Raw genomic sequence first — 20,841 nt, forward strand, 5'->3', positions numbered from 1 at the left:
AAAACTGTAGGAGCCGAGCTTGCTCGCGATAGCAGTCTTCCAGTCACTTTGATGTTGTATGTGCCGACGTCATCGCGAGCAAGCTCGGCTCCTACACAAAGCCGGTCGGCGGAAAAACAAGTAAGTCTCCATTGATCAGCTAGTCTCTGATGCGCGAACGCTCCCATGAGCGTATGATTCGCGACCCTTCGGCGATCCCTTTGCCCAAGTACCCAGATTTACATCGCTTCAGGACGCTCAATTCAGGGCCGCCTGAACAGACCACACCGGGAGGTGCCCAGATGAGTATCAACGACCAGAAAGACGACCAGGAAATCGGCCCAGCAGGCGAGAAACTGCAGAAAGTCCTCGCCCGTATCGGCGTCGGCTCGCGCCGTGACGTAGAAGCCTGGATCAGTCACGGCCGCATCAAGGTCAATGGCAAAGACGCCACCCTCGGGCAGCGCGTCGACATGCACGACGCCATCACCATTGATGGCAAGGTGATCAAGCGCGAAGAAGCCGCCGAGTCGGTACGCCGCGTGATCATGTACAACAAGCCGGATGGCGAAATCTGCACCCGCCTTGATCCGGAAGGCCGTCCGACCGTTTTCGACAAGATGCCGCGCCCGAAAGAAGGTCGCTGGATCAACATCGGTCGTCTGGACATCAACACCACCGGCCTGCTGATGTTCACCACCGACGGTGAGCTGGCCAACCGCCTGATGCACCCTTCCTACGAAATGGACCGTGAGTACGCGGTACGTGTGCGTGGTGAAGTCGATGACGAGATGATCGAGCGTCTGAAAGCTGGCGTCGTCCTCGAAGACGGCCCGGCCAAGTTCACCGATATCAAGCAAGCGCCGGGTGGCGAAGGTTTTAACCACTGGTATCACTGCGTGGTGATGGAAGGTCGCAACCGCGAAGTCCGTCGTCTGTGGGAATCCCAGGGCCTGGTGGTCAGCCGTCTGAAGCGCGTGCGTTTCGGCCCGGTGTTCCTCAACTCTGACCTGCCGATGGGTCGCTGGCGCGAAATGAGCCAGTACGAAGTCGACATTCTGAGTGCTGAAGTTGGCCTGACGCCTGTGGCCATGCCGCAGATGAACGCCAAGAGCAAAGACAAGCTCGACCGCATGCAGCGTAAATCGTCGCGTCCAATGGGCAAGACCGAGCGCGTGCGTACGTTGCGTCCAGCGGTCGGCAACCAGACAGCGGCTACTCCACGTGATACTCGTGAACCGCATATCGAAGGCGAGCGTCCAGCCCGCAAACCAGCAGCACCTCGTGCTGACGGCGAGCGCGGTCCACGCACGCCACGTCCGGCCAATGGTCGCACCGAGCGCGGCGAAGGCCGTGGAGCACCAAGCGGTGGTCGTAGTGATCGCGGTGCTCCAGCCGGTCGTGGCGAGTCTCGTGGTGAGTCGGGTCGCGGTACGCCGGTGGCAGACCGTCCTTCCGACACCAAGCGCCCGGCCAAGGCACCGGCGAAGAAGCGTCCAGGCATCGTTCTGGTCGACAAGGACGCTCCATCGGGCAAACGCCGTGGTGCGCCAGCCGGTTCGGGCCAGCGTCCAGGCTTCGGTCGTCGCAAGCCTGAGTAATTGGTAAGCGCCACATGAAAACGCCAACCTTCGGGTTGGCGTTTTTTTTCGTCTGGCTAATCAGAAGACAAACCGCCCATCAAACACAGGCTCATCATCCAGCGCCAACACGCCACTGGAGAAGATCAGGTCCAGATGATGGCTACCCTTCGCGCCACCCCCCAATCCCAGATGCAGCCCGCAATGGCGCTCCTCAAACCCTGCATTGCGTGCATACAGCGTCTTCACGCCTTCGTTGGTGCCGATCCCCAACTCCTCAATGCGCCGATTGGATGGATTGGCCTCCAGGTACTTGTTGAAGTCATGTTCCAGTCCCGGCACCTCGGTGGCGATTTTGCTGATGGTCGAGTTTTCGATCCACAACTCTAGCGGCGACTCCAGCACCCCGTATTTGCGGGCAAATGGAATGGTGCTGAGAAAAGTCCCCATGAATTTGACCCGGCCGTTAATGGCCTCGCTGTGCGTGGCAATTTCACCAGGCGCCAGATCGAAGTTGCCGACACCGTTGATGTCGGTCCACTTCTTGATACTACTCAACGGTGTTTCGAACCACGAGCCGTGATCATCTTTGAAACTTAACGTGGTGGCATGGGACATGCGCTGGATCAAGTGGCTGTTCAACCCGGCAATGCGCTGCGGGGTGACACTGAACGTGTCGTAGAAGTAATCGCCGTAATCCTTGAACAGCAGCGACTTCTTCCAGTTCTCGGCCATGACGCCTTGCAGCGCGCGGACAAATTCCGGGCCGTCGGGGCGTGGGTTGGGCAGGGTGGAAGAATCGTAGAAAAAAATGTACAGATCGCTGTCGGCAATCGCCTGGGCCAGCAATTCCGTGGGTTCCAGATCCAGTCGCATCGCGCTGAAACTGAAGCGTGGGCTGGCACCGGCCTGTTCGGCGATGGCGCTCGTCAGTGCCTGGTAATCAGCCGTGTGGCCGAGCAAGACCTTCGCCGGGTTGATGCCGGCAACGGCAGGGTGATGTTCGAGGTAGTAAAGGAAATGCGAAATGGCGCGTTGCTTATCCATGTAGTCCTCCCTGACAAACCGAGAAAAAGTGGCAGGCACAACCGGCCGGATCGTGCCTGCCGGGATGTCTTACAGAGGCCACATCGCTGTGCCGAACGGAACAACCGCATCGGCTTGCATCATTTCAACGGCGGCGTCATGGGTCGGTGCTTCAAACCAATCGTCCAGTTGCAGTTCAGTTTCCAAGTCTTTTTCAAGTGCTTGCATTGTGAATCTCCTAGATGACTTTTTCGGTAAGTGCTGCGGCGCGTTTTCAGTCATTGAATAACCCGCCAACTTGCTGATGGATGCGTCTCGGCAAGTCGCTGAAAACCTAGTTCACAGGTTTTTAAATTGCAAAAAAATAATCAAATAAGATTTGTTTGAACTTTTTATTCTGTTTTTTATTGAGCAATTTGTTAATAAAAAACAAAAAACTAACTCGACCTTTCCCTAAGGATACGTCCTACCGTCAATTTGCAGTCAACCTACAGCCAGATCTGATTCGGCAAATTTACGTTACGGCATGTAAAGAAATACTGACGAAATCAAGCCTCAAAGCCCTTGGTTTCACGCTTGCGGAAGGGATGTAAGGAAAACCTTCCGCCTAACAGCCAATTGACCCTTCCGCAGGGCTCTGGCCCGCTTGTTTCAGGCGCGGTTGAAGGGTGAGATGCGCCCCATGCCTGTCGTGCAGGTGCATAACAAGAAGGAGGCGCAATGTACGCCGTGACTGATCTCCATCTCCCCCCGTGGAGCGATTTTTCCGTCGCTCCCGTCGATGACCCGCAAAGGTCTGACTCTAATTTTGCAGCCGCCCGAGACCCTCGAGGCGGACACAGGCAATCCCGGCAAATGACACGCTGATCCAGCAGTGTCTGGCAGCAGGGGGTTACAGGTGTACAATGCGCCGCGTTTTAACTGTGACCTCCTGCGCATCTGCGCAAACCTCAAGGCTATCCGCCTTGTTCACTCCGCCGCGCCACAAGCGTGTCGGGTCCGATTTCGTCACAGATAAAAACAAACAGGTGACGCATGACCGTTGCAAAAACGCTGAACTCCTTTTGCCTTCGCTGGGGTTTGATCGGCGCTGCTTGAAATCGCAACCGAGCAGCAACGTCTAACGAACATCATCAAACCTTGCGTGAGACCCTTTTCATGAGTGGACAAAACTCGCATTCAGGCGAGCTGAAACGCGGCCTGAAAAATCGCCACATTCAACTGATCGCCCTCGGTGGCGCGATCGGTACCGGGCTGTTCCTCGGCTCGGCCGGCGTACTGAAATCCGCCGGCCCGTCGATGATTCTCGGCTACGCCATCTGCGGCTTCATTGCTTTCATGATCATGCGCCAGCTCGGCGAAATGATCGTCGAAGAGCCAGTCGCCGGTTCCTTCAGCCACTTCGCCCATAAATACTGGGGCGGTTTCGCCGGCTTCCTGTCGGGCTGGAACTGCTGGATTCTGTACATTCTGGTGGGCATGTCGGAGCTGACCGCGGTCGGTAAATACATCCACTACTGGGCGCCACACATCCCGACGTGGGTCTCGGCAGCCGGCTTCTTCGTCCTGATCAACTTGATCAACCTGGCCAACGTCAAAGTCTTTGGTGAGGCCGAGTTCTGGTTCGCGATCATCAAGGTCGTGGCCATCGTCGGCATGATTGCGCTCGGCAGCTACCTGCTGGTCAGCGGCGACGGCGGCCCGCAAGCGTCGGTGACCAACCTGTGGGTCCACGGCGGTTTCTTCCCGAATGGTGTCAGCGGCCTGGTGATGGCCATGGCGATCATCATGTTCTCCTTCGGCGGCCTGGAAATGCTCGGTTTCACCGCAGCTGAAGCCGACAAGCCGAAAACCGTGATCCCGAAAGCCATCAACCAGGTGATCTACCGGATCCTGATTTTCTACATCGGTGCGTTGGTTATCCTGCTTTCGCTGACGCCATGGGACAGCCTGTTGGCAACCCTGAACGCGTCGGGTGATTCCTACAGCGGCAGCCCGTTCGTTCAAGTGTTCTCGATGCTCGGCAGTGACACCGCTGCGCACATCCTCAATTTCGTGGTCCTGACCGCGGCGCTGTCGGTGTACAACAGCGGCACCTACTGCAACAGCCGCATGCTGCTGGGCATGGCCGAGCAGGGCGATGCGCCGAAAGCCTTGTCGAAGATCGACAAGCGCGGCGTGCCAGTGCGTTCGATCCTTGCTTCGGCGGCGGTGACATTGATTGCCGTATTGCTGAACTACCTGATCCCGCAAAACGCGCTGGAACTGTTGATGTCGCTGGTGGTTGCCACCCTGGTGATCAACTGGGCGATGATCAGCTTCTCGCACTTCAAGTTCCGCCAGCACATGAACAAGACCAAACAAACGCCGCTGTTCAAGGCCCTGTGGTACCCGTACGGCAACTATGTTTGCCTGGCGTTCGTGGTGTTCATTCTTGGCGTGATGCTGCTGATCCCGGGTATCCAGATCTCGGTGTATGCGATTCCGGTGTGGGTCGCGTTCATGTGGATCTGCTACGGCATCAAGAACAAGCGCAGTGCTCAGGATGCGTTGCAGGCTGCAAACGCGAAGTAAGCGTAGTACGCAGAAACAACAAACCCGGCCAATGTGCCGGGTTTTTTGTGCGCGCTGCAAAACCTGTGGGAGCGTGGCTTGCCCGCGATGAACGATAACGCGGTGTGCCTGATGAACCGCGGTGCCTGAATCGCGGGCAAGCCACGCTCCCACAGGGACCGCATTCTTTCAGTTCATTCGGGGTATCCTGCGCGTTCTGAATACGGACCCTTTTCCATGCTGGTGATTTCCAACAACGTGCATCTGCCGGATGCCGAGATCGAATTGACCGCCATTCGCGCCCAGGGCGCCGGTGGGCAGAACGTCAACAAGGTCTCCAGCGCGGTGCACCTGCGTTTCGACATTCCGGCCTCGTCCTTGCCCGAGTTCTACAAGGAGCGGCTGCTGGCGTTGCGTGACAGTCGCATCACCAGCGAAGGGGTGTTGATCATCAAGGCTCAGCAATACCGCACGCAAGAAGCCAATCGCGCGGATGCACTGGAACGGCTGACCGAGTTGATCCTCAGTGCCACCAAGGTCGAAAAGAAACGTCGTCCGACCAAACCGACCCTCGGTTCGAAGAAGCGTCGGCTCGAATCCAAGACCAAGCGTGGCAGCATCAAGGCCGGGCGCGGCAAGGTCGATTTTTAGCGGGTTTGGCGCTCTTCCCGGTACTTTTCATTGAGATGCTTCGGCGCCTGCCGGTACAAGTAAACACTCAGTGCCAGACCGCTCAACGCGGCGAGTGCAGCGAACAGGAAGATCGAGGCAAAACCAAAGCCCGCGGCAATCGCACCGGCCAGCGGCCCGGTAATCCCCAGCGACAAATCGATGAACAACGAATAAGCCCCAACTGCCGCACCACGACTTGAGGCCGGCACCAGGTTGACCGCTTCCACCCCCAGCGCGGGGAACACCAGCGAGAAACCGAACCCGCTTAGCGCCGCACCGGCCAATGCCCAATGAGCGTCCGGCGCCAGCCACAGCAGCAACAGTCCCAGTGTTTCCACCGACAGGCAGGCAATCGCCACGCGAAAGCCGCCGAGGCGGTTGATCAGATTGCCGAACAGCAGCCGCGCACCGATGAAACTGGCACCGAACAAGCTCAAGCACAGCACCGCGTTGTCCCAGTGCTGAGTGGCGTAATACAGGGTGATGAAGGTGGCGATGGTGCCAAAGCCGATTGAGCCCAGCGCCAGACCGCAACCATGTGGCAGCACGCGCCCCAGCACATGCATGAACGGCAAACGCTCACCGACCACAATCGGCGCGGCGGTTTTTGGCCAGGCCAGCACCAGGCCGAGGACGGCCAGCAACACGATGCTCACGCCCATGCTCCACATCCCCAATTGACTGACCAGCAGCACGCCCAGCGGTGCGCCGACCGCCAGTGCGCCATAACTGGCGATGCCGTTCCAGGAAATGACCTTGGCGGTATTCGCCGCGCCAACCCGGCCGATGCCCCAGCCGATCGAACCGGAGCCCACCAGGCTTTCCGCGCTGCCGAGCACCAGACGGCCGATCAACAGGCTGATCAAGCTCAAGGTCGGCAGGCTCTGGGTCCAGGCCGAAATCAGCATGAACACGCCGCTCAAACCGCAGCCGGCGAGGCCATACATCACGGCGAGTTTACTGCCCTTGTTGTCGATGATTTTCCCGGCATAAGGACGGCTGAGCAGGGTGGCCAGGTATTGCACGCTGATCACCAGGCCGGCGATTACGGCACCGAAGCCCAGATCGCTGTGGACGTAGCCCGGCAACACGGCCAGGGGAATGCCGATATTCAGATAGCCAATGAAGGTGAACAGGACGATGGAAACGACTTGCAACGTGACTGCCAGGGGGCGCTGGTTTTCAGACATGGGTAAAGATCCACGGGGAAGCAGGATAGATAGGCTGCTTATGATAGCGGCGCGAGCGGCTACTGGTCGTGGAAAAAGTAAAACTATTTGCCGGGTGGGGATGAATCAGGGTTTGGCGGGAGCGACCAGATGCGTGGTGACCAGGGCGGCCAGGGCGTTTTCTTCGCTGCCGAAACGGGCGAGCAGCGCGGCGCGTTTCTCGGGGGACAGGCGATTCCAGATATCGATCATCTTCTCGGTGGTGCCGATCAGAACGCTGGCCTGCTGAGCTTCGTTAAAAGTAGGGCTGAAGTCGTCGGTCATGGTGGGGCTCAAGGGTTCAGGCGGTGTGGAAAGCGCATGTTAGCGCTTTCCACACGGTCTGGCATTGCAGGTGAATCAGTCTTCGCTGTCGGCCTTGCGGCGTTCTGCGGCTTCTTTCGGCTCGGGCTGTTGGGCACCGGCTTGTTGCGTGGGCGTCTGCTCAGTTTCGTGCAGGCTTGGGAAGGGGAGATTAGGGATCTCGTGCATATCGCGCTCCTCGCAAAGTCTGTTGATAGATCTGGTAGATCCGCGCTTTTAAAAAAGCCTGGGAAGGATACAGCAGGAGAAATGACAAATAGACTTTTATATCCAATTGTTGCGACGGATGGGATTGTCTAGACAGGTCTGCAAGAGGGGGCGACACAAAACAAATGTGGGAGCGAGCCTGCTCGCGAATGCGGTGGATCAGTCAATGTTGATGTCGACTGACACTCCGCATTCGCGAGCAGGCTCGCTCCCACAGGGGGGCTGTGCAGGGTTTGATGGTTATTTGCAGACTTCGGCGATTGCCTCGGCCAGCAAATCAAGGCGTGTGGCATCAATCCCTGCCACGTTGGCCCGGCCAGTGCCCACCATGTAAACGCTGTGATGATCGCGCAGTTGTTTGACCTGTTCCGGCGTCAAACCGGTGTAGGAAAACATCCCGCGCTGCACGCCGATGTGCGCAAAGCGTTCGCGCAAACCATGAGGTTCAAGCGCTTCAACCAAACCGCTACGCAGTTGGGCGATACGCAAACGCATGGCTTCCACTTCGTCGGCCCAGAGGCTTTTCAGCTCGGGATCACTGAGGATGGTCGCTACCACAGCCGCGCCATGATCCGGCGGTGTCGACCACAGATTGCGAGCGATGTTGGCCAGTTGGCTGCGGATATCCACCAGCTTGTCAGCGGTTTTCGCGCAGACAATCAGCGCACCGGTGCGGTCGCGGTACAGGCCGAAGTTCTTCGAGCAGGAGCTGGTGATCAGCACTTCCGGTAATGCGGCAGCGAACAACCGGGTCGACCATGCATCCTGTTCCAGACCATCGCCGAAGCCTTGGTAGGCGAAGTCAATCAGGGGCACCAAATCGCGACTGCGCACCACGTCCAGCACCCGGCGCCAATCGTCATGGGACAGATCGAACCCGGTCGGGTTGTGGCAGCAGGCGTGCAGCAGCACCACATCGCCCTTCGGTGCTTCATTGAGTACCGCGAGCATCGCCTCGACGTCGAGGCGGTTATCGCTGCCGACGTACGGGTAATGACTGACCTTGACTCCGGCTGCCGCGAAGATGGTTTCGTGGATCGGCCAGGTCGGGTTGCTCAGCCACACGCCACGGCCCGGCAGGCACTGTGCGATGAAGTCGGCACTCAAGCGCAGCGCGCCTGTGCCGCCCGGCGTTTGCGTCGCGCCGGTCCGTTGTTCGGCAATCAGCGGGGAATCGGCACCTAGCACCAATTCAACGATGGCCTTGCCGAACGCCGGTTCACCGTGGCCACCGATGTAGGTCTTGGTGGTCTGGCGATCCACCAGGCGCTGCTCGGCGAGCTTCACGGACTGGGGAATCGGTGTCAGGCCCTGGGCGTCTTTATAGACACCCACGCCGAGGTCGAATTTGCGCGGGTTGGGGTCCTGCGCATAGGCCTCCATCAGGCCGAGAATCGGGTCGCCGGGTACTCGACCGATGGCGTCGAAATGCATTATTTGCGGCCCTCGGCGTCCTTGGCCACTTCGTCAGTGCGCGCGGCCATGATGAAATCGTTGCGATGCAGGCCCTTGATGGAGTGGCTCCACCAGGTCACGGTGACTTTGCCCCACTCGGTCAGCAGGCCCGGGTGGTGACCTTCAGCCTCGGAGATTTCACCGACGGCGTTGGTGAACGCCAGTGCGTGCTTGAAGTTCTTGAACAGGAAAACTTTTTCCAGCTGCATCACGCTGTCGCGCACTTCAATGTTCCAGTCGGGAATCTGCTTGATCAGTACCGGCAGTTCTTCGTCGCTGACCTGAGGAGCGCCGGCTTGGCAGGCTTCGCAGTGGGCTTGGTTCAATGTGGACATGATGGGTTCCTGAAATCGAATTATTGGAAATCGGCCGTCAGTGTCACCACGCTAAACCAAAGCGTCGGTTCCTGACAGGCTCACTTGATTCTAAAAGCAGCGGATCACGCAGCCTTTGGCGGAAATTTTGGTGTGTGCAAGCCCAGTTGCATGCCTTGCTTGACCATGCCCATGATGTCTTCGTGGGCCAAGTCGAACAGGCGCTTGAGGTTCGGCAGGACAAAGTACAGCGGTTGCAGGATGTCGATGCGGTACGGCGTGCGCATGCATTCCAGCGGATCGAAGGCCTGATGCTCAGGTTCGTTCGACAGGCAGTAAACGGTTTCTTTTGGCGAGGAGAGAATGCCGCCGCCGTAGATGCGCAGGCCTTCTGAAGTATCGACCAGACCGAACTCGATGGTCATCCAGTACAGACGCGCCAGGTACACGCGTTCTTCCTTGGAAGCCTGCAGGCCGAGTTTGCCGTAGGTGTGGGTGAATTCGGCGAACCAAGGGTTGGTCAGCAGCGGGCAGTGGCCAAAAATCTCGTGGAAAATGTCCGGCTCTTGCAGGTAATCCAGTTCTTCGCGGGTACGAATAAACGTCGCTACCGGGAACTGCTTGTTGGCGAGCAATTCGAAAAAGGTCTGGAAGGGGATCAGTGCGGGAACCCGGGCGACCTGCCACCCAGTGGTTTCACCGAGGACCTTGTTAATCTCGCCGAGTTGCGGAATGCGGTCGTGGGGCAGACCGAGTTTTTCGATACCGTCCAGGTATTCCTGGCACGCACGACCCTCGATCACTTTCAGTTGGCGAGTAATCAGCGTGTTCCACACCGCATGTTCTTCGGCGGGGTAGTCGATAAAACCTTGCGCATCGGGCTCGCGAGCCACGTATTGCGTCTGCTTCATGCTGCTCTCCTGCTAGGGGATTTCGTTCTTGTTATGTCCTGCTATGGACCTAGAAATACCTCAAGAAATGCGGCGTTGCAGCACGTGAGTCGCGCTGTGCGTAGGAGAATTCGTCGATTTTTGTAAAGTATTCGTTACGGATCGGCCGCTATGGCGCAGGGATTGAGATTTGCGGGTTTGAAATGGCGTGCAGGTGTCACATAATCTTGACGACTAAGTTGGCGCCTGGGCAGAAAATTTCTGGCTCAGGCCCTCGATCACTCCTGTTTCGGGCCTTTATATGCGTATCAAAGTCCACTGCCAGAACCGCATTGGTATCCTGCGCGACATTCTCAACCTGCTGGTGGAGTACGGGATCAACGTCGCTCGCGGCGAGGTCGGCGGTGAGCATGGCAATGCGATCTACCTGCATTGCCCGAACCTGATCAACATTCAGTTTCAGGCGTTGCGTCCGAAATTCGAATCGATTGCCGGAGTTTTTGGCGTCAAGCGCGTAGGGCTGATGCCCAGCGAACGTCGGCACATGGAGCTCAATGCGTTGCTCGGCGCCTTGGAGTTTCCGGTGCTGTCGATCGACATGGGCGGCTCGATCGTCGCGGCCAACCGCGCAGCGGCGCAGTTGCTCGGCGTGCGGGTAGATGAGGTGCCGGGGATTCCGCTGTCGCGTTACGCGGAGGATTTCGACTTGCCAGAACTGGTGCGCGCCAACAAGTCACGGATCAATGGCTTGCGGGTGAAGGTGAAGGGTGACGTGTTTCTCGCCGACATTGCGCCACTGCAATCAGAGCATGACGACAGCGAAGCCATGGCCGGCGCGGTTCTCACGCTGCACCGCGCCGACCGGGTCGGTGAACGCATCTATAACGTGCGCAAGCAGGAACTGCGAGGTTTCGACAGCATTTTCCAAAGCTCGAAGGTGATGGCCGCGGTGGTGCGCGAAGCCCGACGCATGGCGCCGCTGGATGCGCCGCTATTAATAGAAGGTGAAACCGGTACGGGTAAAGAGTTGTTGGCGCGAGCCTGCCACCTGGCGAGTCCGCGGGGGCAGTCACCGTTGATGGCGCTCAACTGCGCCGGCCTGCCGGAATCCATGGCTGAGACGGAGCTGTTCGGCTACGGCCCCGGCGCTTTCGCAGGGGCGAGGGCAGAAGGCAAGCTCGGGCTGCTGGAGCTGACAGCGGGCGGTACGCTGTTTCTCGATGGTGTCGGGGAAATGAGCCCGCGTTTGCAGGTGAAGTTGCTGCGTTTCCTGCAGGACGGTTGCTTCCGTCGTGTGGGCAGCGATGAAGAGGTTTATCTGGATGTACGGGTGATCTGCGCGACGCAGGTCGACCTGTCAGAGTTGTGCGCGCGGGGTGAATTTCGCCAGGATTTGTATCACCGTTTGAACGTGCTTTCACTGCACATCCCGCCACTGCGCGAATGCCTCGATGGTTTGACGCCGCTGGTGGAGCACTTCCTCGATCAGGCCAGTCGGCAAATCGGTTGCCCGCTGCCGAAACTGGCGCCGGCGGCGATGGAGCGGCTCAGTCATTACCACTGGCCGGGCAATGTTCGGCAGTTGGAAAACGTGTTGTTCCAGGCGGTTTCCTTGTGCGAGGGCGGGACGGTCAAGGCCGAACATATTCGCCTGCCGGACTACGGCGTGCGTCAGCCGCTGGGCGATTTCTCGCTCGAGGGCGGGTTGGACGAGATTGTCGGGCGCTTTGAGAAAGCGGTGCTGGAGCGTTTGTACTCCGAGCACCCGAGCAGTCGGCAACTGGGCAAGCGGTTGGGGGTTTCGCACACCACCATTGCCAACAAGTTGCGTGAGTACGAAGTCGGTAAAGAACCCGGCAGCGCATAGGTCCCAGTAGCAGCTGTCGAGCACCGCGAAGCAGTCGTTAATTCAGACACTGTGGTGTTTCAGGATGACCGCGAGCAGGATTCACGACTGCTTCGCAGCCGAACGCAGTCTCGCAGGCTCGGCAGCTGCTACAGGACGGCGTTGAGCCGAAGAGGTCGGCACTTGCCGCGAAGCGGCATAACACCGCCGGTTTTTCGTCTTTGACACAATCCCTGATTCCCGCCTGTATCCCTCAAGTCCATTGTTTGCAGGCCCCCGCGCCGCCAGAAAAAAGTTGGTCTGCAAATTGCTTATCGCTCAGCAGTACAGCAGTGGGCGGCAAACGTCCGGCATGCAGAGGAAAGAGTGTGGACAAGTACCTTTATGTGGCAATGACCGGCGCCAGCCAGAATGCACTGGCGCAGAAGGCTCATGCGAACAACCTGGCGAACATCTCCACCAACGGCTTCCAGAAAGACCTGGAGCAGGCGCGTTCGATGCCGGTGTTCGGTGACAGCTTTCCGGCGCGTGCGTTTGCCCTGTCCGAACGTCCGGCCACCGATTTCTCCCCTGGCGCATTGGTGGAAACCGGTCGCGATCTCGATGTCGCGGTGCAAGGCAATGGCTGGATCGCCGTGCAGAACCCTGACGGCGGCGAAAGCTACGTGCGCACCGGCAGCCTGAACGTCGACGCCCTGGGTGTGCTGCGGGCCGGCAACGGTATGCCGGTGATGGGCAATGGCGGGCCGATTGCCGTGCCGCCCGAGCAGCAAATCGAAGTGGGCGAGGACGGCACCATCAGCATTCGTGCGATGGGCGAAGGTCCTCGCGTGATGGCGGAAGTCGACCGCATCAAACTGGTTAATCCTGACTTCAAGAACATGACCAAAGGCCTGGACGGGTCGATCCACACCAAGGACGGCAAGCCGGCGCAAGCCGATGCCGACGTCAAGCTGGTGTCCGGTTTCCTTGAGTCGAGCAACGTCAATGCCGTGGAAGAGATGACCTCGGTGCTGGCCCTGGCCAAGCAGTTCGAGCTGCACATCAAGATGATGAACACCGCCAAAGACGATGACCAGGCCATGGCTCGGGTCTTGCAGATCAGCTAATTATCAGAACGTCGCGCCGTAAAACAGGCGCACGAGGAGAATCGAATGCTTCCGGCTCTATGGGTTGCCAAAACAGGTCTGTCCGCCCAGGACACCAACCTGACGACCATTTCCAACAACCTGGCCAACGTGTCGACCACGGGTTTCAAACGTGACCGCGCCGAGTTCCAGGACTTGCTCTACCAGATCAAACGCCAGCCAGGCGCCCAGTCGACCCAGGACAGTGAACTGCCGTCGGGTCTGCAATTGGGTACCGGTGTGCGCATTGTCGGCACCCAGAAAAACTTCACCGCCGGCAGCCTGCAAACCACCGAGCAGCCGTTGGACATGGCCATCGACGGTCGCGGTTTCTTCCAGATTCTGCAGCCGGACGGCACGACTTCCTACACCCGTGACGGTACGTTCCACCTGGATTCCAACGGTCAGATCGTGAACGCCAGCGGCTTCGCCCTGGAACCGGCCATTGTCATCCCGAACGACGCCCAGACCTTCACGGTCGGTCGCGACGGCACCGTGTCCATCACCGTTGCCGGCAACCCGGCATCCCAGGTGATCGGCAACCTGCAAACCGCCGACTTCATCAACCCGGCCGGTCTGCAGGCTGTGGGCAACAACCTGTTCCTGGAAACCGCTGCCAGCGGCGCGCCGCAAGTCGGCACCCCGGGCCTGGCCGGTTTCGGCACCACGCTGCAGAACACCCTGGAAACTTCGAACGTCAGTACCGTTGAAGAGATGGTCAACATGATCACCACTCAGCGCGCTTACGAGATGAACTCCAAGGTGATCTCTACCGCCGACCAGATGCTCTCGTTCGTAACGCAGAATCTGTAATCAAGTCTATGAGGCGGCCATCAGGTCGCCTGCAACACCGTGAGGTAGGGTCATGAATCACTTCGTATCTGTTCTGGCACTGAGTGGGGCCGTCGTGCTCGCGGGCTGCGTTGCCCCGCCGCCCAAGCCCAATGACCCTTACTACGCCCCGGTGTTGCCGCGCACACCGCTGCCGGCTGCCGCCAATAACGGCTCGATCTACCAGGCCGGTTTCGAACAGAACCTGTACAGCGACCGCAAGGCATTCCGGGTGGGCGACATCATCACCATCACCCTGAACGAACGCACCCAGGCCAGCAAAAACGCTAACTCGCAAACCGCCAAGAACAGCAAGACCGACATCGGTCTGAGCTCGTTTTTCGGTGGTGGCCTGAGCACCAGTGATCCAGTGGGCAGCGGTAGCCTGAGTCTGGACGTCGGTTACGAAGGCGACCGCGCGACCAAGGGCGACAGCAAGTCCGGGCAGAGCAACAGCCTGACCGGTTCTATCACCGTGACCGTCGCGGACGTGTTGCCCAACGGCATCATCGCCGTGCGCGGCGAGAAGTGGCTGACCCTCAACACCGGCGATGAGCTGGTGCGGATTGCCGGACTTGTTCGCGCCGATGACATCGCCACCGACAACACTGTGTCGTCGACCCGTGTCGCCGATGCGCGTATCACCTATTCGGGCACCGGTGCATTTGCCGATGCGAGTCAGCCAGGCTGGTTCGACCGTTTCTTCCTCAGCCCGCTGTTCCCTTTCTAGGTGGCTACGTTGAATTTCAAACACCTGATGGTGGCTGCGTTCCTGATGAGCGCAGCCTTCGGTGCTCAAGCCGAGCGGCTGAAGGATATCGCCAGTATTTCCGGCGTGCGTTCCAACCAATTGATCGGCTACGGCCTGGTGGTCGGACTTAACGGCACCGGTGACCAGACGACGCAAACCCCGTTCACCCTGCAGACGTTCAACAACATGCTCTCGCAGTTCGGCATCAAGGTGCCGCCGGGTTCGGGCAACGTGCAATTGAAGAACGTCGCGGCGGTGTCGATCAGTGCTGATTTGCCGGCGTTCGCCAAGCCGGGTCAGCAGGTCGACATCACCGTATCGTCCATCGGTAACTCCAAGAGCCTGCGCGGCGGCACCTTGCTGCTGACGCCGCTGAAGGGTATCGACGGCAACGTCTATGCGGTCGCTCAGGGCAACCTGGTGGTCGGCGGTTTCGACGCCGAAGGTCGTGACGGTTCGAAGATCACCGTCAACGTTCCGTCGGCCGGTCGTATCCCGGGCGGTGCGTCGGTTGAGCGTTCGGTGCCGAGCGGTTTCAACCAGGGCAACAGCCTGACGCTGAACCTCAACCGTTCGGACTTCACCACGGCCAAGCGCATCGTCGACAAGATCAACAACATGCTCGGCCCTGGCGTTGCCCAGGCCATCGACGGCGGTTCGATTCGCGTCAGTGCGCCACTTGATCCGAGTCAGCGCGTCGACTATTTGTCGATCATCGAGAACCTTGAAGTCGACCCGGGTCAGGCGGTGGCGAAAGTCATTATCAACTCGCGGACCGGCACCATCGTGATCGGCCAAAACGTCAAGGTTTCCCCGGCCGCCGTGACCCATGGCAGCCTGACCGTGACCATCACCGAAGACCCGATCGTCAGCCAGCCCGGCCCTCTGTCCAATGGGCAGACGGCGGTCGTGCCGCGCTCGCGGGTCAACGCCCAGCAGGAAGCCAAGCCGATGTTCAAGTTCGGTCCGGGTACCACCCTCGACGAAATCGTGCGTGCGGTGAACCAGGTCGGCGCGGCACCGGGTGACTTGATGGCCATCCTCGAAGCACTGAAACAGGCCGGCGCGTTGCAAGCCGACCTGATCGTGATCTGAGGACGGCGACCATGGATATGCGCAAGGGCGGATTGGGGGTCAGCAGCAACGATTCGGGTTCCTATTCGGACCTGAATCGCTTGAACCAGCTCAAGGTCGGCGACAAGGACAGTGACGCGAACATGCGCAAGGTTGCGCAGGAATTCGAGTCGCTGTTCCTCGGTGAAATGCTCAAGTCCATGCGCTCGGCCACCGACGCGCTGGGTCAGGACAATCCGCTCAACACGCCGGCAGCCAAGCAATACCAGGAAATGTACGACCAGCAGTTGGCCGTTTCCATGTCCCGCGAGGGTGGTGGTATTGGTCTGGCTGACGTGCTGATGCGTCAGATGTCGAAGAACAAACCGCTGGCCCCGGGCGAGGCCGCTGCCGCGTCAGCCGCCAAGCAAGCTGCCGCGAAAGCCGCCGTGGAAACCCCGATTGCCGCCGGTACGGTCGCCACCAACGGGCCGCTGTCGCGCCTCAATGGCGAGCGTCCGTTGTGGGCTTCGCGCTCGGTGAAGTCGGCAAGTGCGGGCGAGGGCACTCATCGCAATGATATGGCGCTGATCAATCAGCGACGTCTGGCGCTGCCGCCGAAACTGGCCGACCGCTTGCTCGCAGGGCTGGTGCCGTCGGCATCGACCACTGCCGCGACCGTCACGACGGCGCAGAACAACATCCAAATGCCGCAGAGCACCAAGACCGGTGCCGGTCCCCTGTACAACGGCGATTGGCTGGCTTCGCAAACGGATGCGACATCCAGCGGGCGCCTGCAGGTTTATGGCCGTGCCATGGCGCAAATACCGCTGGCACCGGCGAAGAAAGCGTTCAGTTCCGCCGACGAATTCGTCAACACCATGCTGCCAATGGCCAAAGAGGCCGCCGAACGCATTGGTGTCGATCCGCGTTACCTGGTGGCCCAGGCCGCCCTGGAAACCGGTTGGGGCAAATCGGTCATGCGCGCCCAGGATGGCAGCAGCAGTCACAACCTGTTTGGCATCAAGGCTGGCAACAGTTGGAAAGGCGAATCGGCGCGGGCAATCACCAGCGAATTCAGGAACGGCGAGATGGTCAAGGAGACGGCTCAGTTCCGTTCCTATGACTCTTACAAGGACAGCTTCCATGACCTTGTGACGCTGCTGCAAACCAACAATCGCTATCAAGATGTTGTGAAGTCGGCCGATAACCCAGAACAGTTTGTGCGCGAGTTGCAAAAGGCCGGTTACGCAACCGACCCGGACTACGCAAGCAAGATTTCGCAGATAGCCAAGCAGATGACGAGTTACCAGAACTACGCTGCGGCGGGCGCTACCACCACGCCTCTATAGGCATAAGCTATAAGGTCTGAACCATGAGTTTGCTCAACATCGGGATGTCGGGGCTGTCAGCCAGCCAATCGTCGTTGATGACTACGGGTAACAACATCGCCAACGTCGATACCGCGGGTTACTCGCGTCAGCAGACCGTGCAGGGCACCAAAGCCTCGCAGCAGTTCGGCAATGTCTACATCGGCACTGGTACGACGCTGGCCGATGTGCGCCGGGTGTACAACAGCTACCTTGACGCCCAACTGCAGACCACCACGTCGCTCAACAGTGATTCGGCCGCGTACCTGGGCCAGGTCACGCCGCTGGACAAACTGCTGTCGGACAGCGGCACCGGCCTGAACGGCGCACTGACCAAGTTCTTCGCCTCGGTACAGAACGTCAACGCCAAGCCGGGTGACGACGCTTCACGCCAGTTGCTGCTCAGCGATGCCCAGGCCTTGAGCAACCGTTTCAATTCGGTGTCCAGCCAGTTGAACGCGCAGAATGCGAACATCAATGGCAACCTGACGAACATGGCCGATCAGGTCAACAAACTGGCCGCCACCGTGGCGCAGTTGAACCAGAAAATTTCCGAGATTTCCAGCGCCGGCGGCATGCCGAACGAGCTGCTCGACGCCCGTAACGAGACCGTACGCCAGCTCTCGACCTTTACCGGCGCGCAGATCGTCGAACGCGAAGGTAACGTCGATATCTATCTGGGCAGCGGCCAGCCGCTGGTCATGGGCAACACCGTCAACAAACTCGAAGTCGTGCCGGGCAAAGACGACCCGAACCGCTTGTCTCTGCAACTCAATCGTGGTTCGAGCACCATCGATATCACGTCGATCATGACCGGTGGCGAAATCGGGGGTTTGCTGCGTTATCGCAGCACCGTGCTGGACCCTGCCATGAATGAACTGGGTCGCGTCGCTCTGGTCGTCGCCGATCAGATGAACAGCATCCAGGCCCAGGGCATCGACAAGAACGGTGACTTCGGTTCGAACCTGTTCAACAGCATCAACAGTGCCGCGCAGATGGCTCAGCGCAGCATCGCCTCCGGCAATAACAGCGTGGGCTCGGGCAACTTCGATGTCAGCATCGAAGACACTGGCAAGCTGACCATCAACGATTACAAAGTGACGTTCACTAGCGCCACCGACTACACCGTGCAGCGCCTGCCAGACAATACGTCTATGGGCAGCTTCAACACGGCGACCACACCTGCGCCGGTGATCGACGGTTTTTCCTTGAAGCTAACCGGTGGCACCGCGGCTGCAGGCGATACCTTCAAGATCACCCCGACCCGTAACGCGGCCGCCAACATCAAGACCGAGATGACCGACTCCAAACGTCTGGCCATTGCGGCACCGTTGGGCGCTGCCATTGCGGCGAGCGGCAGCGGCAATGGCACCCTGACCATTCCGGCCAGCGGCCAACCGACCCTGACCACCCAATTCGATATCTACGACGCGGCCACCAAAACCGCGATGCAAAACGGCCTGAAAAACTCCACGCCGACCAAGGTGGTATTTGGTGCGGTGTCCGCCGACGGCACCAGCCAGACCTACCAGTTCCTGGATGCCAAGGGCGGGTTGATCAGCAGCGGCACCATCAAGCCAGGTGAGAGCAACACCCTGAACCTGAGCATTCCGCTCAAGGATGCCACGGGCGCGCCGATCCCGCCTGCGCCTGCCACTCAGTACACCGCGGCCTTCAGCATGACCATCGCCGGCTCCCCCAGCAACGGCGCCGGGATCAACGTCTCGCTTAGTCAGCCGGGCAGCCTGGACAACCGTAACGGCACCACACTGGCCGGCTTGCAGACCGCGCAGACCGTGGACACCGGCTCCGCCAGCAAAGGTATTTCCCTGAACGACGCTTACGGCAAACTGGTCGAAGGCGTTGGCTCCAAGGCCGCCCAGGGCAAGCTCGACAGCGCCGCGACCTCAGCCATCCTGGCGAACGCCAAAGGTGCGCGCGACTCGCTTTCGGGTGTCGACCTCGATGAGGAAACCGGCAACCTGGTCAAGTATCAACAGTACTACACCGCCTCTTCGCAGATCATCAAGGCTGCGCAGGAAATCTTCAGCACACTGATCAACAGCATTTAAGGAGTCGTAGCCCATGCGCATTTCTACCGCCCAGTTTTACGAGTCCTCGGCTGCGAACTATCAGAAGAACTTCGCCAACGTGGTCAAGAGCAGCGAAGAGGCCAGCAGCCTGGTTCGCGTGAACACGGCTGCTGATGATCCGGTTGGCGCCTCGCGTCTGTTGCAATTGGGTCAGCAGGCTTCGATGCTTGATCAGTACGAGTCCAACGCCACGACCATCAAGGCGACGCTCGGTACCGCCGAAGCGGTGATGACTAGCATCGGCAACGTCTTGCAGCGCGCCAGGGAACTGGCCGTTGGTGCGGGCAGCGCCGGTTACACCGATGCCGACCGTCAGGCCAACGCTTCGGAGTTGGGGCAGATCGAAGAGCAATTGCTGAGCCTGATGAACAGCAAGGACGAAAACGGCAAATACATCTTCGCTGGTTCCAAGGGCGACACCGTGCCGTTCACGCGTAACAACGACGGGACCTACAGCTACAACGGTGACCAGGTAACCCTTGACCTGGCGATCGGCGACACCATGTCGATGGCCACCAATAGCACCGGTTGGGACGCGTTCCAGCAAGCGATCAACACCAGCCGTAGCCAGGTCACCATGACTGCACCGGCGGTGGATGATGGTCGAGTGGTGTTGTCCAACGGCCAGGTGTCGTCGGGCGTAACCTACAACAACAAGTTCCGCAGCGGCGAGCCATACACCGTTGCTTTCGTCAGCGGCACGCAGTTGAAAATTACCGACTCGGCCGGCAACGACGTGACCGCCGAAGCCAGTCAGGGCGGTGCGTTCGATCCTTCCACCAAATCCGGCCAGGCCGTCACTTTCCGAGGTGTCGAGCTGACCCTGAATATCAATCTGGGCGCCGGTGAAACCGCGGCTACAGTGTTGCCGGGTCACAGCTTTACGCTGGCAGCCAAGCCTGACACATTCACCGCCACCCGCAGTCCAGGCAACCCGTCGACGGCGCAAGTCACCGGCAGCAGCATCACCAACCCGGTCAACTACCACGCCAGTTTCCCGACCGGCTCGGCGGTCATGAAGTTCACCAGCGCCACCGACTTCGAACTGTACGCAGCGCCTTTGACCGCCAACAGCAAGCCGGTGTCTACCGGGACCATGGCCGGCAGCGTCGCCACCGCATCGGGTGTGAGCTTCACCCTGAGCGGTACGCCAGCTGCCAACGATCAGTTCAGCATCGCGGTCAACACTCACGAAACCCAGAACATTCTGGACACCGTGAGCCAGTTGAAAACCGCACTGAATACGCCAACCAACGGTAGCCCGATCGCCACTCAGAAATTGCAGGCGTCATTGGCTTCGGGCATTGCCAACCTGGCCAGCGGTACCGATCAGTTGTCCAGCGCCTTGAGTTCAGTCGGTGGACGCGGTGCTGCCCTGGACACCCAGAGCGATACCAACCAGAGCCTGAAGCTGGCCAATGCCCAGACCCAATCGTCGATACGTGATTCCGATCCGGCTGAGGTGATGACCCGTCTGACCTTGCAGCAAACCATGCTGCAAGCCTCGCAATTGGCCTTCAGCAAGATTGCTCAGTTGGGCTTGTTCAACAAGGTCTGAGTTT

19 protein-coding genes are annotated in these 20,841 nt (G+C 59.3%); 11 read left to right on the forward strand and 8 right to left on the reverse strand.

The window, feature by feature from the left end:
- Positions 1 to 281 precede the first annotated feature (281 nt).
- A complete protein-coding gene (gene rluB / locus ACIQU2_RS10110; RefSeq protein ID WP_347803919.1) occupies positions 282 to 1,580 on the forward strand; it encodes a 23S rRNA pseudouridine(2605) synthase RluB in 1,299 nt (432 codons plus the stop codon).
- 60 nt (positions 1,581 to 1,640) lie between these two features.
- Here rluB and ACIQU2_RS10115 read toward each other — a convergent pair whose 3' ends face one another.
- Together ACIQU2_RS10115 and ACIQU2_RS10120 are read right to left on the reverse strand one after the other, a co-directional pair.
- Positions 1,641 to 2,606: a leucyl aminopeptidase gene (locus ACIQU2_RS10115; RefSeq protein WP_403140287.1), complete on the reverse strand. Its 966-nt coding sequence runs from the start codon at positions 2,604 to 2,606 to the stop codon at positions 1,641 to 1,643.
- Between the two features lie 69 nt (positions 2,607 to 2,675).
- Positions 2,676 to 2,813: a hypothetical protein gene (locus ACIQU2_RS10120; protein ID WP_008156111.1), complete on the reverse strand. Its 138-nt coding sequence runs from the start codon at positions 2,811 to 2,813 to the stop codon at positions 2,676 to 2,678.
- Between the two features lie 930 nt (positions 2,814 to 3,743).
- On the opposite strand from ACIQU2_RS10120, the gene ACIQU2_RS10125 reads away from it, so the two are divergent.
- Together ACIQU2_RS10125 and arfB are read left to right on the forward strand one after the other, a co-directional pair.
- A complete protein-coding gene (locus tag ACIQU2_RS10125; RefSeq protein WP_403140288.1) occupies positions 3,744 to 5,159 on the forward strand; it encodes an amino acid permease in 1,416 nt (471 codons plus the stop codon).
- A 216-nt stretch (positions 5,160 to 5,375) separates the two neighbouring features.
- Positions 5,376 to 5,789, forward strand: coding sequence for an alternative ribosome rescue aminoacyl-tRNA hydrolase ArfB (gene arfB, locus ACIQU2_RS10130; RefSeq protein WP_008010994.1), 414 nt, complete (start codon positions 5,376 to 5,378; stop codon positions 5,787 to 5,789).
- Here arfB and ACIQU2_RS10135 read toward each other — a convergent pair.
- The 6 genes from ACIQU2_RS10135 to phhA all read right to left on the reverse strand — a co-directional run bounded on the left by ACIQU2_RS10135 (position 5,786) and on the right by phhA (position 10,229).
- Positions 5,786 to 7,000 carry an MFS transporter gene (locus ACIQU2_RS10135; RefSeq protein WP_403140290.1) on the reverse strand — a complete coding sequence of 405 codons (1,215 nt, stop codon included), beginning with the start codon at positions 6,998 to 7,000 and terminating at the stop codon, positions 5,786 to 5,788. The genes arfB and ACIQU2_RS10135 overlap by 4 nt on opposite strands.
- A 105-nt stretch (positions 7,001 to 7,105) precedes the next feature.
- Entirely contained in the window at positions 7,106 to 7,303 is a 198-nt protein-coding gene (locus ACIQU2_RS10140) for a hypothetical protein (protein ID WP_403140292.1), read from the reverse strand.
- 75 nt (positions 7,304 to 7,378) lie between these two features.
- Positions 7,379 to 7,510 carry a hypothetical protein gene (locus ACIQU2_RS10145; protein WP_403140293.1) on the reverse strand — a complete coding sequence of 44 codons (132 nt, stop codon included), beginning with the start codon at positions 7,508 to 7,510 and terminating at the stop codon, positions 7,379 to 7,381.
- Between the two features lie 279 nt (positions 7,511 to 7,789).
- Positions 7,790 to 8,983, reverse strand: a complete 1,194-nt coding sequence (locus tag ACIQU2_RS10150) for an amino acid aminotransferase (protein WP_403140295.1) — start codon at positions 8,981 to 8,983, stop codon at positions 7,790 to 7,792.
- Positions 8,983 to 9,339 (reverse strand): 4a-hydroxytetrahydrobiopterin dehydratase, encoded by a 357-nt coding sequence (locus ACIQU2_RS10155; protein WP_129442142.1) that lies wholly within the window; start codon positions 9,337 to 9,339, stop codon positions 8,983 to 8,985. Before ACIQU2_RS10155 ends, ACIQU2_RS10150 begins: the two co-directional genes overlap by 1 nt.
- Before the next feature lie 104 nt (positions 9,340 to 9,443).
- On the reverse strand, positions 9,444 to 10,229 hold the full coding sequence (gene phhA, locus ACIQU2_RS10160) for a phenylalanine 4-monooxygenase (RefSeq protein WP_347803924.1): 786 nt from the start codon (positions 10,227 to 10,229) through the stop codon (positions 9,444 to 9,446).
- A 280-nt stretch (positions 10,230 to 10,509) separates the two neighbouring features.
- On the opposite strand from phhA, the gene ACIQU2_RS10165 reads away from it, so the two are divergent.
- From ACIQU2_RS10165 to ACIQU2_RS10200, 8 genes are all read left to right on the forward strand, one after another.
- The gene (locus ACIQU2_RS10165; RefSeq protein ID WP_283183545.1) at positions 10,510 to 12,075 is read left to right on the forward strand and encodes a sigma-54-dependent transcriptional regulator; all 1,566 of its coding nucleotides are present in this window, start codon (positions 10,510 to 10,512) and stop codon (positions 12,073 to 12,075) included.
- 347 nt (positions 12,076 to 12,422) lie between these two features.
- Positions 12,423 to 13,163, forward strand: coding sequence for a flagellar basal body rod protein FlgF (locus ACIQU2_RS10170; RefSeq protein WP_150655070.1), 741 nt, complete (start codon positions 12,423 to 12,425; stop codon positions 13,161 to 13,163).
- A 45-nt stretch (positions 13,164 to 13,208) separates the two neighbouring features.
- Positions 13,209 to 13,994 (forward strand): flagellar basal-body rod protein FlgG, encoded by a 786-nt coding sequence (gene flgG / locus ACIQU2_RS10175; protein ID WP_056742138.1) that lies wholly within the window; start codon positions 13,209 to 13,211, stop codon positions 13,992 to 13,994.
- 52 nt (positions 13,995 to 14,046) lie between these two features.
- Positions 14,047 to 14,742 (forward strand): flagellar basal body L-ring protein FlgH, encoded by a 696-nt coding sequence (flgH, locus tag ACIQU2_RS10180; protein WP_403140298.1) that lies wholly within the window; start codon positions 14,047 to 14,049, stop codon positions 14,740 to 14,742.
- Between the two features lie 27 nt (positions 14,743 to 14,769).
- A complete protein-coding gene (locus tag ACIQU2_RS10185) occupies positions 14,770 to 15,858 on the forward strand; it encodes a flagellar basal body P-ring protein FlgI (protein ID WP_403140394.1) in 1,089 nt (362 codons plus the stop codon).
- An 11-nt stretch (positions 15,859 to 15,869) separates the two neighbouring features.
- Entirely contained in the window at positions 15,870 to 17,168 is a 1,299-nt protein-coding gene (gene flgJ / locus ACIQU2_RS10190; protein WP_347803927.1) for a flagellar assembly peptidoglycan hydrolase FlgJ, read from the forward strand.
- A gap of 23 nt (positions 17,169 to 17,191) precedes the next feature.
- Positions 17,192 to 19,258, forward strand: a complete 2,067-nt coding sequence (gene flgK / locus ACIQU2_RS10195) for a flagellar hook-associated protein FlgK (RefSeq protein WP_403140300.1) — start codon at positions 17,192 to 17,194, stop codon at positions 19,256 to 19,258.
- A gap of 13 nt (positions 19,259 to 19,271) precedes the next feature.
- The gene (locus ACIQU2_RS10200; protein ID WP_347803929.1) at positions 19,272 to 20,837 is read left to right on the forward strand and encodes a flagellar hook-associated protein 3; all 1,566 of its coding nucleotides are present in this window, start codon (positions 19,272 to 19,274) and stop codon (positions 20,835 to 20,837) included.
- Positions 20,838 to 20,841: the final 4 nt, after the last annotated feature.

Origin of the sequence: Pseudomonas sp. NPDC098740 (assembly GCF_044760065.1) — a bacterium.
Lineage (GTDB): Bacteria > Pseudomonadota > Gammaproteobacteria > Pseudomonadales > Pseudomonadaceae > Aquipseudomonas > Aquipseudomonas rossensis.

Bases quoted from the DNA above. Each gene is read 5' to 3' on its own strand.
- flgJ (WP_347803927.1), top strand. From the start codon at position 15,870: ATGGATATGCGCAAGGGCGGATTGGGGGTCAGCAGCAACGATTCGGGT.
- flgH (WP_403140298.1), top strand. From the start codon at position 14,047: ATGAATCACTTCGTATCTGTTCTGGCACTGAGTGGGGCCGTCGTGCTC.
- arfB (WP_008010994.1), top strand. From the start codon at position 5,376: ATGCTGGTGATTTCCAACAACGTGCATCTGCCGGATGCCGAGATCGAA.
- flgG (WP_056742138.1), top strand. From the start codon at position 13,209: ATGCTTCCGGCTCTATGGGTTGCCAAAACAGGTCTGTCCGCCCAGGAC.
- ACIQU2_RS10155 (WP_129442142.1), bottom strand. From the start codon at position 9,339: ATGTCCACATTGAACCAAGCCCACTGCGAAGCCTGCCAAGCCGGCGCT.
- flgK (WP_403140300.1), top strand. From the start codon at position 17,192: ATGAGTTTGCTCAACATCGGGATGTCGGGGCTGTCAGCCAGCCAATCG.
- ACIQU2_RS10165 (WP_283183545.1), top strand. From the start codon at position 10,510: ATGCGTATCAAAGTCCACTGCCAGAACCGCATTGGTATCCTGCGCGAC.
- ACIQU2_RS10150 (WP_403140295.1), bottom strand. From the start codon at position 8,983: ATGCATTTCGACGCCATCGGTCGAGTACCCGGCGACCCGATTCTCGGC.
- ACIQU2_RS10140 (WP_403140292.1), bottom strand. From the start codon at position 7,303: ATGACCGACGACTTCAGCCCTACTTTTAACGAAGCTCAGCAGGCCAGC.
- ACIQU2_RS10120 (WP_008156111.1), bottom strand. From the start codon at position 2,813: ATGCAAGCACTTGAAAAAGACTTGGAAACTGAACTGCAACTGGACGAT.
- ACIQU2_RS10145 (WP_403140293.1), bottom strand. From the start codon at position 7,510: ATGCACGAGATCCCTAATCTCCCCTTCCCAAGCCTGCACGAAACTGAG.
- ACIQU2_RS10200 (WP_347803929.1), top strand. From the start codon at position 19,272: ATGCGCATTTCTACCGCCCAGTTTTACGAGTCCTCGGCTGCGAACTAT.
- rluB (WP_347803919.1), top strand. From the start codon at position 282: ATGAGTATCAACGACCAGAAAGACGACCAGGAAATCGGCCCAGCAGGC.
- ACIQU2_RS10135 (WP_403140290.1), bottom strand. From the start codon at position 7,000: ATGTCTGAAAACCAGCGCCCCCTGGCAGTCACGTTGCAAGTCGTTTCC.
- ACIQU2_RS10125 (WP_403140288.1), top strand. From the start codon at position 3,744: ATGAGTGGACAAAACTCGCATTCAGGCGAGCTGAAACGCGGCCTGAAA.
- ACIQU2_RS10115 (WP_403140287.1), bottom strand. From the start codon at position 2,606: ATGGATAAGCAACGCGCCATTTCGCATTTCCTTTACTACCTCGAACAT.
- ACIQU2_RS10185 (WP_403140394.1), top strand. From the start codon at position 14,770: ATGGTGGCTGCGTTCCTGATGAGCGCAGCCTTCGGTGCTCAAGCCGAG.
- phhA (WP_347803924.1), bottom strand. From the start codon at position 10,229: ATGAAGCAGACGCAATACGTGGCTCGCGAGCCCGATGCGCAAGGTTTT.